Source organism: Nonomuraea sp. NPDC049784 (assembly GCF_040659615.1).
Taxonomy (GTDB): domain Bacteria; phylum Actinomycetota; class Actinomycetes; order Streptosporangiales; family Streptosporangiaceae; genus Nonomuraea.
Map to the genome: position 1 here is coordinate 1 of NZ_JBFAMX010000274.1, position 13328 is coordinate 13328.

Below are 13328 nucleotides of genomic sequence, written 5' to 3' on the forward strand. Positions count from 1 at the left end.
CCGCGCCCGCCTCGGCTACGACCGCGCCCGCGTCCTACTCGACCAGTACGCCGGACTCGACCTGCACCAGCTGCGCCACTCCGCCGCCACTCACCTCGGCGAAGCCGAAGTCCCGCTGCAGCTCATCATGGGTAAGACCCGGCACAAGAACCCCCGCACCGCCATGCGCTACGTCAAACCCGGCGCCGAAGCCATCGCCAAGGTCACCGAGGTTCTGGCGCCCCGTCGCCGTACCCACTGACAGAGTGGCGGCTTGCCGGAGCTATAGGAGCTCCGAGCCATTTCGACCGCGAAGCAGGAGACTGACCTGCGCTAACGCAATCGCGTGTACCTGGTGGCAGCAGTCTTACCGACACCCCTGGTTCTGGAACGGCGCCAGCGAGCGTTCCGCTCCAGGCTCTGGCTGGAGGCTGAGCGTGAGGAGTGGTTGCGCCGCGACCCCGGCGCTGCCGCCCGCGGCGAGGAATGGGCCCGCCGCCTCTTGGCGGGAGAGTTCACCGTCCGCGGCGAAGGTCTGGCCGGCCCAGATTCGGCCGGCCAGACCTGATCGCCCGCTCCCATGGTCAGCCCGCGCGATCGATCTTGTCCTGGATCTCGTTGACGGCGATCGCTTCCTGCGTACCAGATGATCGTTTCCCGGGCTGAGCGCGGTCGATGATCTCCACGACCGGCCAGCCTGATGCCGGGCCGTGGGGTGCCCTAGTGCCCCAGCCCCGCCGACATCGTGGGAGTGGTGAACCGCCCGGGGCGGCGTGGCTTTTCGGCTGGATCGGTGGCGGATCTGGTCAGCGCGCCGACGTACAGGAAGGTGTTGGTCGGGGGTTGGCCCGGTGCGGTGGTGGATCCGGCTAGGAAGCCGTTCATGTGCTGTCCGTCGTCGGTGACCAGCGCCCAGTAAATCAGTGAGCGGTCGCCATTCGCGGTGTGGCAGGTTTGCGTGTCGGGATCAAGTTCGGCGGTGTTGCCGCGCACGACGAGCGTCCAGTCACAGCCGTCCGGCGTGTGCGCGTTGATCTTGCCGCGATCATGGAGCGTGCCGCTGAATCGAACCGTGCCCTGTTCCGGGTAGACTGTGCCCTTGTCGGTGGAGACAACGTTGGTGAGGGTGTGGAAGTCCGCCGGGTCGTAGCGGTAGTCGCCGAGGAACCGCTGGACGAACTTGCCGTTGTGCCGCCCGTTGACCACCTTGGTACGGGAGCCGGAGTTCATGGTGCCGATGAGATCCACTCCGTTGGGCTGATGGCTGACGGCCACGATCGACTCCGTCTCCCGGTTGCCCTTCACCTGGACGGACCATTTCGTGAGGTTGCTGGGAGAGCCGACCGCCCGGTTGGTGCACTGCTGGGTCGTGGACGACAGCTCCAGCCCGGTGCGCTGGACGCGGAAATTCCAGGTGCAGCCCCCATCGGTGGTGCCGTTGACCGTCCCGTTGGGGCCGGGAGAGAACACCACCCAGCCCACCTGGGGCACTCGCAGCGGCAGCGGTAGTTGCGGGTCACACTGGCCGCCGCCGTCGGGGCAGGCCAGCACAGCGATGTTGTTCAGCGTGGCGGCATCGGGTTGGTCGTAGTTCCACATGCCGTAGTACTTCGCCGCGTTCGTGGCGGTGTCGGCCGATGCCGTACTCCATCCGTACGGCGCCGCCATCGCGACGGCGAAGATCGCGGCAACGGCGGCCAGGCGGGCGAGCGAGGTTCGAGAAAGGGATGACATAAGAGTTTTCCTCATTGCGTTGGGTGGTCGCCTAGTCAGCCAAGTTCGGCGGCGGCGCGTTCCTTGGCCGCCAGCACCACCGTGAGGGCGGTGTCGAGCCCGGCTGGATCGATGCCCTCGAAGGCGGCATCTGTGGCTTTGCGGGCATGCGCGTACAGGGCCGCGAAGTGGTCCTTGCCGGATTCGGTCAGTTCCGCGGTAGCGGGGGCGTCTCCGGGTCGGTATGCGACGTGGCCCGCAGCCGCGGCGCGCTCGAGCACCCGTACGGTGTCCGGCTCGGCCAGGTCCAGCCGGCGGTTGAGTTCCTTCACCACCTCGTCAACGGGCAATGCGACGTCCGCCTCCTCGAGCAGGGTCAGGAGCATCCAGGTGGGGAAGTCCGAGTCGAAGTCCGCGAGAGCGCGTCGGTGCAACTTGCCGATCAAGCGTGTGGTCTCGGCGAGTGCGCGGCCGAGGCTGGGACGCGATTCGGGGTTCACGGTCATCCGAGTCTCCTTGTGACGTTGCGGTCTGGCAGCACTCCAACTTCTGTTGGTGCCACCAATGATGGTGCCACCAACCATACATGAGATTGATGGTGACACCAACAACCGGGTAACCTGGCGAGGTGGACAGCACTACGCACCCGACACCCGCCCGCCTGCGCGCCCTGCCGAGCTGGGTGATCAATCAGACGGCGATCGCGGCCAACCGGCTGACCGACCGAGCGCTAGCCGGCACGAGTTCCCGACGCCAGTTCGCGATGCTGTCGGCCCTCGACGAGTTCGGCCCATCTAGCCAAGCCGACCTGGGCAGATGCACCGGAATCGATCGCAGCGATGTGGTGACGGGGGTCAACGCGATGGTCGAGCAAGGATTTCTGCAGCAGCGTCCCGACCCGGCCGACGGCCGGCGCAATATCGTCACGCTCACCCCCGCGGGGAAAGACCATCTGGAGAGGCTCAGCGCCCTCATCGCCGACGCGCAGAGTCAACTACTGCACGCCCTCTCTCCCTCGGAATCGAAAATGATCGTCGACCTGCTCAAACGAGTCCTCGACAGTGGCTGACGATCCGAACACCCTGCGGAGACGGCCCATCCGAGTACGGCTACAGCGCCACGCTCACCGTCGAGGCCCGCACCCGCACCGCCATCGGTCTCTTCCCCCAGCTCGCTCTTGGCCTCGTGGTCGACACCCCGCCGAACGCGGCCCGCGCAACCGCGCCAAGTTGACCTGGCCCTCACCACCGTCTGGGACGGCGGCGCCCTCACCGTCAGCAAGTTGACCGGTTCGCCCGGACCCCGTTCGGCAACAGCAGGCCGCCACGCCAACGGACGCCCCCACCGTCCCTCTCCGCCGACGGCTGGCCCGACTTGCTCGGCCGCCCTCCCATGAGCGCAGACGACCGCGACAAGATCAGGCGAGTCCTCGCCGAAGGCATGCCCGCCAGGCCCCCGGCCCGTTCCTGTGCTACCTCGCCATCGACGGTCTCGACCCCGCCGACGCCCGCAAGCAGATGCGCCCGCGTGGCCGCATGAATGCCGCTGCCGGCACCGTCGCTGAAGGCCGGTCACCACCTTCCACGCCACCCAGACCAGCATCACCATCGGCATTCGCGGCCTCGACGCGGCCGAACGCATCAACCAGTTCCACCAGGTCATCCAGGGCGATCATCTGCTGACCAAGGACGGCGCGGAGCAACGGACCACGCCCTGGACGAGCTCATCACCGAACGTGGCCGGACCATCCGCAACCAACCCCGCTGACCACAGGCAGCGACGGCGCTGCCGATGCTGTCCAAGGCGATGATCTCGTCCGACACCGTCCAGGAGACCCCTCTCCACCGGAGAAACCGGCGGTTGACGATCGTGTTGCTGCTCAGCCTCGCGCTCATCACCTGCCTGGTCATCGTGGGGCTCTCCTCGCACTCCCTCGGCGTCCTGGCCTCTCAACGACTTTCGGCTGGATCGGCGCGTATCTCCGTCTCCAGAAAGTTCGAGATCTCGTTCGCGACGACGTCGGGCATCTCGAGACCACACAGGTGTCCAAGGTCGCTCAGCAGGACCGCGCGGCTTCCAGGGATGCGCCGCACGTCGTCAAGCTGCTTGGCTTGATCTACGACGACGTCCTTCCCGCCGAGTATGTAGCAGCTCGGTACGCGTATCTCAGACAGCTCGTCGGCCTGGCTTGTCAGCGCACCGCCGGCCAGCCAGCCGTGCCACATCTGTTCGGTGACGGTCAGCATGCTGCTCATCAGACCCGAGGTCTTCGACGGGTCCAAGGAGATTGCCGCCACTGCTTGCGCGAGGGCCTCGGCATCGCCGTACGCGGCATCGAAGCCGGCGATCACCTCGTCCCCGGCAGTCGTCCCCGCGGCGTTCCACGGAACAACACCAACCAGCGCACGCACCTCATCCGGGTAGTCAAGCGCGATACGCACCGCGATCGCACCGCCAAGGGAATAGCCGACCAGGCAGTAAGCGTCGACGCCCGCGTCGTTGATCGCGTCGTGCAGGGTCGCGGCCAGCGTGGACAGTCTCCCGTCCGCCGGCGCGCGTACGGACTGACCATGTCCGGGCAAGTCGAAGATCAAGACGCGGAACCCGCTGAGGTGTCGCGCGATTTCGGTCATGAGATCAGCCGAGGCGCCGAATCCTGGCAACATGACAAGTGTCAGAGGGCCCTGGCCGTGTTCCTCCCAGTAGATGTCTGAACTGGTGTGTGGCATCGCGATCTCCCTAGCCTCGGCGAAGTTTGTTGGGCATACACGTACAGCTTGAGCACATCGGCCAGATCCACCCGCACCGCAGGCCGGCCCCGCTGTGCCGGCAGCACCGGACCCCGTCATGGGCGCATCATCTCGTTCAGTGCCCCTGGGTGGTGTGGCTCGCGGTGAAGGCCAGAAGAAGCGCGGCGGTCCGCGGCGGATCCTCCATGATGGGCGAGTGCCCAACACCGGGCAGCAACTCGACTTTCGCGCCCGGAACGGCGCGGTATTCGGCGGCGGAGGAGGATCGCCATCTCTGGTCTTCCTCACCGAAGATCACTAGCAGCGGCTTGCCGAGGGGAATCAGCCGATCGGGGAGCGCGCGCTGGTTCACATAATCGTCGCCGTCCTGCGATGTCGCGATGAAGGCGTGGTAGGTCATCCCGCGCGCGTCGTCCACGACCGCCTGCGGGACCTGGTAGCCGCGGCGGCTGAACGCGGTGCTCGCGGCGTTGCGGATCAGGCTGTCGGTCCGAAGCCGCCACAGCAGCTGCCCGATGACGGGGTCGTCCAAGAGCCCGCCGACGAAGCCGCTTGAGATGGCGGCGTCCAAGCGGGGTGCGGTGTCGATGATCGCGAGCGCGGTCACCAGGTCGGGTCGTTGCTCGGCGAGAGCGGTGGCGACCGCGCCACCGGTGGAATGGCCGACCACTACGGCCTGCTTGACCCCGAGCCGGTCCATTGCCTCACCGACCCGGCGTCCCTGCTCCGGCATTCCGTAGCCGGCGCCGGCCGGTTTGGCCGACTGGCCGTGCCCGAGCAGGTCGATCCGGATGACGCGATGGGACTTGGTCAGCAGCGGAACGAGCGCGTCCCACGAGTGGGTCGACGCGGCGAGCCCGTGGATGAGTACGAGTGCCGGGGCATCGGGGGGGCCGTCCTGGCGCACGTAGATGTTCCCGCCGTCGAGGGGCAGGGTCGGATTCCCACTGGCCTCGGCGCTCTGCCGCGTCACCACCTCCGCGTTCACGAGAAGCAACCCGACGACGACGAAGAGGACAGCCGAGGCGATCAAGAGGCGCCGCCGGCGCCGTGCCGTGCTGCTCACATCAGCCTGCCGGTGCGGAAACCGCAGGTCGGCGTCGTCGAAACAGCGGGGTCATCGAGCCCCAGGGAAATAGTCATGGGCCTACTGTCGCCGCCGGTGCGCGCCGGTATCTTGTACAAATGTTCCGGTCAGCCGGCTCGCCTAGACGAATCATTCCGAATACGGTCAGTGGTCATAGGCGATCAGCGATCGGGTGACCGGCTGGCCGGTGTGGAAGTTGTGCCAGATCGCCGCGGCCATCGCCAGAATGCGCTGGGCGACCCGTATGTCGTATGGCGACGTCATCGTTTTGCGCGCGCCGTGTTGTTCCAGGTCGGGCTGGCCTTTGAGAGTGTCGTTGACCGGGGGAAGCGCGGGTGATCTGCGAGGTCAGCGGCAGGTCTGGTCATGCGTTCAAGATAAATCTACATTGTAAAGGGCGCGACTGGATTACATTGAACTACTCCACAACCCATAGGAACGGGCTTCGCCCGTTCCACCTCAACAAGCACACGAGCTCACGCGGTGTCTCTGTCGCCGCGACGCAGTGGGTGGCTCCGCTGATCTGCCGGAACGGGAGTCTCCAACGTTGTCGAGGCCGCGGGCGGCGCAGGCTCGCACACACAGGCCCTGGTTCACGCCGCCCAGCAGTCTTTCGTCGACGGCTGGGCGGCAGGCCATGTGGGTCGGCGTCGCCGTCATCGGCGTGCTGTTCGTTTACATCGCCCTTCGCGGCCCGATGAGCTCCGCCCCTGCGGAGGCCGAGGGCGCCAAGGCCATCGCCACCCGATGATCGCGTAAGAGCTCGGCGGAGGGTTCGTATCAGGTGGGCGGCCAGTGCCGTAGGGCCATGTCGGCCACCATGCGGAGGTCGTCGCGGGTGGCGCCACCGGCGGCCTGAACGGCGATGCCGTTGGCCACGGCCATGAGGTATCGGGCGAGCAGGCTGGGATCGGTCCCTGCGGGAAGGTCGCCCTCATCGACGGCCCGCTGGAACCGCTCCTGTAGGAGCGAGATGCCGTTGTTGCGCCAGGCTGTCAACGTATCCCGGGCGCTGAGACCGGCCTCGCCCGCCGCCAGGGAGCCTTGGACGCCGAGGCATCCGGCGGGACAGCCGGGACTGGTGGTGGCCCGGACGGAACCGTTGAGGAACGCTGTGGCCACTTGCCACGCCGTCGACTTCTGCAGGGCCCGCGGGAGGTACGCGGCGGGGCCGTCGGTGTAACGCTGCAGGGCCTTGTGGAACAGGTCTTCTTTGCTGCCGAAGGCGGCGTACATGCTGGTGCGGCTGATGCCCATGGCGTTGGTCAGGTCGGTGAGGCTGGCGCCCTCGTAGCCCTGCTCCCAGAAGACACGCATGGCCTGGTCGAGCGCCTTGTCGACGTCGAAGCCGCGTGGCCGGCCGATCGGCGCCTTCCTCTGGGTGTTCACGTGATCGATCATATCTCTTCTGTACCGAACGGTGCGGAACTGCTATCGTCCACTTCGGCACTGATCGGTACAGATTTCTATAGAGGTGAAAGCATGGGGGAGTTGGAAGGCAAGACCGCCGTCGTCACCGGCGGCGGAACGGGGATCGGTCTGGCCACCGCCATACGGCTGGCGGCCGAGGGCGCGCACGTCTTCATCACCGGCCGCCGAAAGGCGGTCCTTGACGCTGCGGTGGAGCGCATAGGCCCAACGACGGTGACCGCCGTGCCGGGCGACATCTCGGACCTGGCCGACCTGGACCGGCTCTATGCCGCGGTCCGGGCTCGGGGCCGGGGCCTGGACGTGCTGTTCGCCAACGCCGCCGCCGCGTCGTTCGCGACGCTGGAGCGAGTCACCGAGGAGCACTTCGACGAGACCTTCGGCGTGAACGTCCGGGGCACCTTGTTCACGGTGCAGAAGGCGCTGCCGCTGCTCAACGACGGCGCATCGGTGATCCTGAACAGCTCGGTGCGCGCCGGTGACGGTGTCGCGGCGTTCGGCACGTACGCGGCCTCCAAGGCGGCGATCCGGTCCTTCGCCCGGACCTGGGCCAACGAGCTCAAGGGCCGGAACATCCGGGTCAACGCGATCTCCCCGGGCACCATCGACACTCCTGGACTCGACGGTGTGGTCGGGACGGAGGACACGCCCGTCACCAAGTCAGATTTCGCCGCAGCGATCCCACTCGGCCGGATTGGACGCCCGGACGAGATCGCCAATGTCGTGGCGTTCCTCGCTTCCGACCAGGGCAGCTTCTTCCTCGGCGCCAACTTGGTCGTTGACGGGGGCGAAGTGCACATCTAAGACCGTGTCTTGTTTGGTGATCAATCGTTGGGTTGATCATGGATGCGTTCGTGGATCGGCTGGTTCCTGACGAGCTGTGGGCTTGTTTCAGCGAGTGGTGCCACCGTCACCGATCCGACCGCAGGGCGGTGGCCGGCGGCGGGCCGATGACCGCTTGATCTTGGCGGCGATCGTGTTCGTGGCCACCACGGGGTGCACCTGGCGGCAGCTCCCGCCGATCTTCGGTGCCTCCTGGCAAACGGTGCACCGCCGCTTCGCCGAGTGGAGCGGCGCCCGGGTGTGGGCCAAGCTGTATCGCATCCTGCTCGATGAGCTCGGCTCGCGCGGGCAGCTGGACTGGTCGCGATGCGCGATCGACTCCGTCAGCGTGCGGGCCGTCAAAGGGGGGAACTGACAGGTCCGAATCCTGTCGATCGCGGCAAGAATGGGTCGAAGATCCATCTCATCACCGAGCGAACCGGTCTGCCGATCTCTGTCGGGATCAGCGCGGCCAACACCCACGACAGCCTGGGGCTGGAGCCGCTGGTGCGGAGCATTCCGCCGATCCGGTCCCGCCGCGGCCCGCGCCGTCGCCGACCGGGCAAGCTGCACGGTGACAAGGGCTACGACTACCCGCACCTCCGGACCTTCCTGCGCGGGCGCGGCATCATCCCGCGCATAGCCCGCCGCGGGATCGAATCCAGTCAGCGCCTGGGCCGGCACCGCTGGGTAGTCGAACGGACGGTCTCCTGGCTGGCCGGCTGTCGCCGCTTACACCGCCGCTAACGCCGAGCCGACCACTTCGCTTCCTTCGTCGCCATCGCCGCAGCACTCATTTGCTACCGCCGACTCACCAAATGAGACGTTGTCTTAGAAGTCCAGACTGCGATCAGCGACTTCGCCCAGGTCAGCGGCGGGGTCTCAATCGAGCCGGAGCCATAATGCGCATATATTTGGCATGAGCATGGTCAGCAGCGACCCAACGACGCCCGGTCATGAGATGACGTGCACCCTCGCGATCTCCCAAGGAAACGTTCCGAGTGTGACTGACCCCATCTCGGGAGAGCCATCGTGGACGTTAAGGTGACGCATGATCAATAAGCCTCCGGGATGGCTGCACCTCACTGCCCTCTCCGCCGTGGCCGGCGTCATTCTGTACTGGGCCAGCGTCCCGCACTGGTATGTCATCGAGATGTTCCTGGTCGGCTTCTTCTTCGGGATCCCGCTGTGGGCAATCTGGACGGTCCGCTTCGCCCTGGCGATGGGCAGGGGTACGGCACAGGCCCGATTAACACGCTGGCTTGTGCCCGTGTTCATCATCGCGGGTCTCGCGACTGCACTCGTGGCAGACGCCCCCTTCTGGCTTCGGTTCACGATCTCGAAACCGAGCATGGAAGCCTACGCCCGAACTGTGACGGCCGAAACATCACGAGACTTCTCCTGCCGCTGGCTCGGGTTGTATCGGATATGCGATGCCTTTCCCTACTCCGGGTTGGAGGAGAACGCTGAAGACATCCCCGGCAGTGCCTGCCTCATCGGCGAGGAATGGGCGATCCACAGCAATACCAACTTCGTCCTCCTGCCCAAGGGCGAGCCCGAGGAGACGGCCGACGACACTTACCGGCATCTCATGGGGTACTGGTACGGCTGGCACGGGTGGGATCAATGGTGATCCGCACCTGACTACGCCACCGAGTAGGCACCTGATCTGCGGCGCTACGACGAGGCTTGGGAGCCGTGACTTCTCCTGGTCATACCATTTGAAGGCTCTTAAGACCCAACTGCGGGCAGAGCCTTCGGTCCTGCGAGAGCTCAGCGAGAAAGACGAACGAGTATGGAGCATTACCTCTATACTCTATAAGCACAAGCTCACGTATGCCATCGACGGTGAAATCCGACTGACATGGAGGGAATTCCCCCACGGCGACCGGCCAATCGCGCACGACCCCATCGATGAAGATCTTCTGCTCGTCGAGGATATATGCAGAGAAGCCGGTATCCGCTTCAGCCTTGCCGCACTTATGGCCGTGGTGGACATCGGTAGCGGCATACACATGGATATTAACTGGCCGCACGCACCGAGACCGGCCGTTATCATCGACGATCCCATCTGGTAACGGCCACTGTGGTCGGTACCCGTTCCCGCCCTACTCATGTCTGCTAGGGAACTATGGTCCCATATGTACCACTTGGGCTTGGCGCAGAAGGGATCCGCCCGGACACGGTCCTGCACCGGCACCGCGATCTGACGAGACGTCCTCACGCCCGCACCTGCCGGCCCAAGCGGCCTGGCCGCCCACCCACCCTCCACTCCATCCGCGCCCTCATCCCACGCCTGGTCCAAGAGAACCCTGGCCGGGGCTATCGACGGGTACATGGTGAGCTCGCCACACTCGCATCAAGGTCGCGCCGTCCACGGTGTGGGAGATCTTCAACCAAGCGGGACTCGATCCAACGCCCCAACGGGCCACCACCACCTGGGCCGACTTCCTGCGCTCGCAAGCCGACGCCCTACTGGCCTGCGATTTCATCGAGACCATCACCCTGAACGGACAGCGCCAGTACATCCTGGCGGTGATCGAGCACGCCACCAGGCGTGTCCGGGCGCTCGGCACCACCGCTCACCCGAGCGCGAACTGGGTCATCCAAGCAATCAGGAATCTGGTGATGGATCTGCACGATGCGAGCTGCCGGGCGCGCTTTCTGCTCCGAGACAGGAATGGGAAGTTCCCGGCCCTCATGGACGAGCTCCTCACCGAGAGCGGCATCAAGACGGGCCCCCCGGTATCCAGATGTCGCGGATGAACTCGATCACGCAGCGGTGGGTGCAGTCGTGCCGTCACGAGCTTCTCGACCGCTGCCTGATCTGGAACCAACGCCATCTTCGGCACGCCCTGCACGAGTACGAACACTTCTACAACCAGCACCGAGCCCACCAAGCCTTGAACCAAGCCGCCCCGCTGCGCGCCGTCCCCGATCCGATAACGGATCCAGAGCGAATCACCGACCTGAATGTATGCCGACGAGACCGCCTCGGTGGCGTCCTCCACGAGTACTCACAAGTGGCCTGACCTGCACGGATGGTATTTCGGCAGGCGCAGAGCTGGAGGTGGTCGTCGCCTGGGCGATGGCCGGATGGGACATCCTCACGTCCTCGCCGTCACACGCGAGGAGTTAGGCGCGCCCTTCCCGGCGCTGTCAGGCGCAGCTCACGGGAGGTGACGAGGGCAGGGAGATCGGCTGCTGCCGCCGGTACGCCTCCAGGTCGACGAGGTTCCCGTTGATCGCGTTGCGTCTCTGGAGCTCCGCCCAGTACGCCGGATCGAGGAAGATCGCGGGGTTCCACAGCGGCTGCGTCAGGTCCTTCAGCTGCCCCAGGTACAGGACGGCGTCGGCCAGCTTCCCCAGCGGGAAGCCGCACAGCCGGGGCGCGTCCATGAACTGTCCCGCGTCGGCCGACTCCAGCCAGTTTCCGGAGCACGCGATCACGGTACGCCGTGGACAGGCCGCCAGGCGGGGATGGCTGCCGGCCACGATCACGTACACGCGCCGGCCGGTCTGCTCCTCGATCAGCGGGACCGCGTGGTCGGCGTTCTGGCCCCGCTCCGGCGAGTGCGTCACGTGCCCGCTGCCGTAGCAGATCAGCGCCCGGCGGTTCCTGGCGAGCACCTCCCGCCGCACCAGGGACGCCATGTGGGTGTCACGCTGGGCGAGGAAGCCGTCCACCTGGTCCTGGGTGGTGATGCGTGACCAGTCGATGGGCGGGTCCCCGAGGAGCACCCGGATCCTCCGCGCGGCGGGCAGCGTCCAGTTGACGGCGCGGACCGTACGGAAGAACTGCTCACGGATCGGCTGGTCGCCGGTGCCCCCGGGCGACTGCGTGGTGTTCCGCCAGACCTGCCGCAACACGTGGTCCTCGACGGCCGCGCCGGCGACGAACCGGTCGATGACCGGCTGGTAGAGCGCGTTGCCGAACTCGACGACGATGTCGTCGACCACGTCCGGCAGCCGCGGGTCCGTGAGCAGAATCTGCTGCGCGTCACCGTGTTCCTGCTGGCCGTGCGACTCGCCGACGGCGACGAGCCGGTGGTGTTCGAAGGCCGACAGGACGGCCTGGGTGAGGCCCCGTGCGGACACCTCGCCCGTGCCCTTCGAGCTGACCGTCGAGCTGGTCGTCAGCAGTCCGCCGGCTGCCGTACCGGCCCCGGTGACGGCGAGGAACCTGCGCCGGGTCAACCGCGGATCTGTCACGTCTCGTCCTTTCCGAAGGAGAATCACGGACGGTTGTACGGCACGGCCGGTGTCGGCCGGGTGTCAGCCGCTGACACCCGCCCGACACCCGATCCCTGGCATCGTGTCCGGTGACCGGACGCGGTGGACGGAACGGCGCCACCACCGGGGTGAGAAGGAGGACGGTCGTGCGAGTGCTGGTCGTCGAGGACTTCGAGGTTCTGGCGCGGGCGATCGGGACCGGGTTGCGGCGCGAGGGCATGGCGGTGGACGTCGTCCTCGACGGCGACGACGCTCTGGCCCGCCTGGCCGCCACCCGGTACGACGTGGTGGTGCTGGACCGCGATCTGCCGGGCACGCCCGGCGACGAGGTGTGCCGCGACATCGCCGCCGGTGACGCGGGGTCGCGGGTGCTGATGCTCACCGCCGCGGGCACTGTACGGGACAGGGTCGAGGGTCTGGGGCTGGGCGCGGACGACTACCTGCCCAAGCCGTTCGACTTCGCCGAACTCGTGGCCCGCGTGCGCGCGCTGGGGCGCCGCGCTGCGCCCGCCGTGCCGCCGATCCTCCGGGCGGAGGACCTGATCCTGGACCCGAGCAGGCGGTTGGCCTTTCGCGGCGGGCGGCGCCTGGAGCTGACCCCGAAGGAGTTCGCGCTGCTGGAGTGCCTGCTCGCCGCCGGTGACCGGGTCGTGTCCACGGAGGAGCTGCTGGAACGGGTCTGGGACGAGGCCGCTGACCCGTTCACCACGGCCGTCAAGACGACCGTGCGCCGGTTACGGGCCAAACTCGGCGAACCACCGGTGATCGGCACCGTCCGTGAGGGCGGCTACCGCATCGGGGTCCCGCGATGAACCTGACGGTGACCGGCCGCGCCCGGCGCCACCTGCGACGGCCGTCCCTGCGCGCGCAGCTCACGACGCTGTACGCCGGACTGGTTCTGGCCGTCGTCGTCCCGATGATGCTGGTCGCCGGTTTCCTGTTCGGCAGGGACCAGGTCCGCCTCCGGGCCGGGGACGCCGCTCCACCGCCCGACACCTCCGCCCAGCAGGTCGACGCCGTGCTCACGGTCACCGGGATCGTCGTCGTGGTCCTGACCGTGCTGGCCGCGTGGTGGCTGGCCGGGCGCTTCCTCCGCCCGCTGCGCGCCATGACCGTGACCGCCCGGGAGATCTCGGCCACCAACCTCAACCGTCGGCTCGGCCTGCGCGGCCCGGACGACGAGCTGACCAGGCTGGGGCGTACGCTCGACGACCTGTTCGAGCGGCTGGACTCCTCGTTCGCGGCGCAGCGCCACTTCGTGGCCAACGCCTCCCACGAGCTGCGCACCCCGCTGGCCGGTCAGCGCGCCGTGCTCC

Annotated in this window: 15 protein-coding genes and 2 pseudogenes; 10 read left to right on the plus strand and 7 right to left on the minus strand. The window is 67.0% G+C overall.

What is annotated here, in order from left to right:
- Together AB0J09_RS37825 and AB0J09_RS37830 are read left to right on the plus strand one after the other, a co-directional pair.
- On the plus strand, positions 1-241 hold a 241-nt coding region (locus AB0J09_RS37825; RefSeq protein WP_360701828.1), incomplete at its 5' end, for a tyrosine-type recombinase/integrase.
- Positions 242-334: 93 nt separating this feature from the next.
- Positions 335-547, plus strand: a complete 213-nt coding sequence (locus AB0J09_RS37830) for a hypothetical protein (RefSeq protein ID WP_360701830.1) — start codon at positions 335-337, stop codon at positions 545-547.
- A gap of 152 nt (positions 548-699) precedes the next feature.
- Here AB0J09_RS37830 and AB0J09_RS37835 read toward each other — a convergent pair whose 3' ends face one another.
- Entirely contained in the window at positions 700-1713 is a 1014-nt protein-coding gene (locus AB0J09_RS37835) for a hypothetical protein (protein ID WP_360701832.1), read from the minus strand.
- A gap of 35 nt (positions 1714-1748) precedes the next feature.
- Complete coding sequence (locus AB0J09_RS37840; RefSeq protein ID WP_360701834.1) at positions 1749-2198, minus strand: hypothetical protein; 450 nt, start codon at positions 2196-2198, stop codon at positions 1749-1751.
- A gap of 122 nt (positions 2199-2320) precedes the next feature.
- On the opposite strand from AB0J09_RS37840, the gene AB0J09_RS37845 reads away from it, so the two are divergent.
- Positions 2321-2761, plus strand: a complete 441-nt coding sequence (locus AB0J09_RS37845) for a MarR family winged helix-turn-helix transcriptional regulator (protein WP_360701837.1) — start codon at positions 2321-2323, stop codon at positions 2759-2761.
- An 880-nt stretch (positions 2762-3641) separates the two neighbouring features.
- Here the strand turns inward: AB0J09_RS37845 and AB0J09_RS37850 are convergent.
- The 4 genes and pseudogenes from AB0J09_RS37850 to AB0J09_RS37865 form a co-directional block, all read right to left on the minus strand.
- A complete protein-coding gene (locus AB0J09_RS37850) occupies positions 3642-4541 on the minus strand; it encodes an alpha/beta hydrolase (protein ID WP_360701839.1) in 900 nt (299 codons plus the stop codon).
- A gap of 16 nt (positions 4542-4557) precedes the next feature.
- On the minus strand, positions 4558-5508 hold the full coding sequence (locus AB0J09_RS37855) for an alpha/beta fold hydrolase (RefSeq protein ID WP_360701841.1): 951 nt from the start codon (positions 5506-5508) through the stop codon (positions 4558-4560).
- Between the two features lie 165 nt (positions 5509-5673).
- Positions 5674-5850: pseudogene (locus tag AB0J09_RS37860) on the minus strand (IS982 family transposase); the annotation flags it as partial.
- Between the two features lie 459 nt (positions 5851-6309).
- Positions 6310-6918 carry a TetR/AcrR family transcriptional regulator gene (locus AB0J09_RS37865; protein WP_360701843.1) on the minus strand — a complete coding sequence of 203 codons (609 nt, stop codon included), beginning with the start codon at positions 6916-6918 and terminating at the stop codon, positions 6310-6312.
- A 93-nt stretch (positions 6919-7011) separates the two neighbouring features.
- Between AB0J09_RS37865 and AB0J09_RS37870 the strand changes: the two genes are divergently transcribed.
- From AB0J09_RS37870 to AB0J09_RS37890, 5 genes and pseudogenes are all read left to right on the plus strand, one after another.
- Entirely contained in the window at positions 7012-7761 is a 750-nt protein-coding gene (locus tag AB0J09_RS37870) for an SDR family oxidoreductase (protein ID WP_360701846.1), read from the plus strand.
- Positions 7762-7799: 38 nt separating this feature from the next.
- Positions 7800-8601 (plus strand): annotated as a pseudogene (locus AB0J09_RS37875) (IS5 family transposase).
- Between the two features lie 229 nt (positions 8602-8830).
- A complete protein-coding gene (locus tag AB0J09_RS37880; RefSeq protein WP_360701849.1) occupies positions 8831-9412 on the plus strand; it encodes a hypothetical protein in 582 nt (193 codons plus the stop codon).
- An 88-nt stretch (positions 9413-9500) separates the two neighbouring features.
- On the plus strand, positions 9501-9857 hold the full coding sequence (locus tag AB0J09_RS37885) for a hypothetical protein (protein ID WP_360701851.1): 357 nt from the start codon (positions 9501-9503) through the stop codon (positions 9855-9857).
- Positions 9858-10158: 301 nt separating this feature from the next.
- Complete coding sequence (locus AB0J09_RS37890) at positions 10159-10545, plus strand: hypothetical protein (protein WP_360701853.1); 387 nt, start codon at positions 10159-10161, stop codon at positions 10543-10545.
- Between the two features lie 393 nt (positions 10546-10938).
- On the opposite strand, the gene AB0J09_RS37895 is transcribed toward AB0J09_RS37890, so the two are convergent.
- Entirely contained in the window at positions 10939-11991 is a 1053-nt protein-coding gene (locus AB0J09_RS37895) for a twin-arginine translocation signal domain-containing protein (protein WP_360701857.1), read from the minus strand.
- Positions 11992-12158: 167 nt separating this feature from the next.
- Here AB0J09_RS37895 and AB0J09_RS37900 point away from each other — a divergent pair, with 167 nt between their 5' ends.
- Both AB0J09_RS37900 and AB0J09_RS37905 read left to right on the plus strand, forming a co-directional pair.
- Entirely contained in the window at positions 12159-12824 is a 666-nt protein-coding gene (locus AB0J09_RS37900; protein ID WP_360701860.1) for a response regulator transcription factor, read from the plus strand.
- A partial coding sequence (locus AB0J09_RS37905) for a HAMP domain-containing protein (RefSeq protein WP_360701863.1) occupies positions 12821-13328 on the plus strand: 508 nt, incomplete at its 3' end. The genes AB0J09_RS37900 and AB0J09_RS37905, both read left to right, overlap by 4 nt.

Excerpts from the sequence above, each read along its gene's own strand:
- AB0J09_RS37850 (WP_360701839.1), bottom strand. The coding sequence starts at position 4,541 with ATGACGGGGTCCGGTGCTGCCGGCACAGCGGGGCCGGCCTGCGGTGCG.
- AB0J09_RS37835 (WP_360701832.1), bottom strand. The coding sequence starts at position 1,713 with ATGTCATCCCTTTCTCGAACCTCGCTCGCCCGCCTGGCCGCCGTTGCC.
- AB0J09_RS37870 (WP_360701846.1), top strand. The coding sequence starts at position 7,012 with ATGGGGGAGTTGGAAGGCAAGACCGCCGTCGTCACCGGCGGCGGAACG.
- AB0J09_RS37840 (WP_360701834.1), bottom strand. The coding sequence starts at position 2,198 with ATGACCGTGAACCCCGAATCGCGTCCCAGCCTCGGCCGCGCACTCGCC.
- AB0J09_RS37880 (WP_360701849.1), top strand. The coding sequence starts at position 8,831 with ATGATCAATAAGCCTCCGGGATGGCTGCACCTCACTGCCCTCTCCGCC.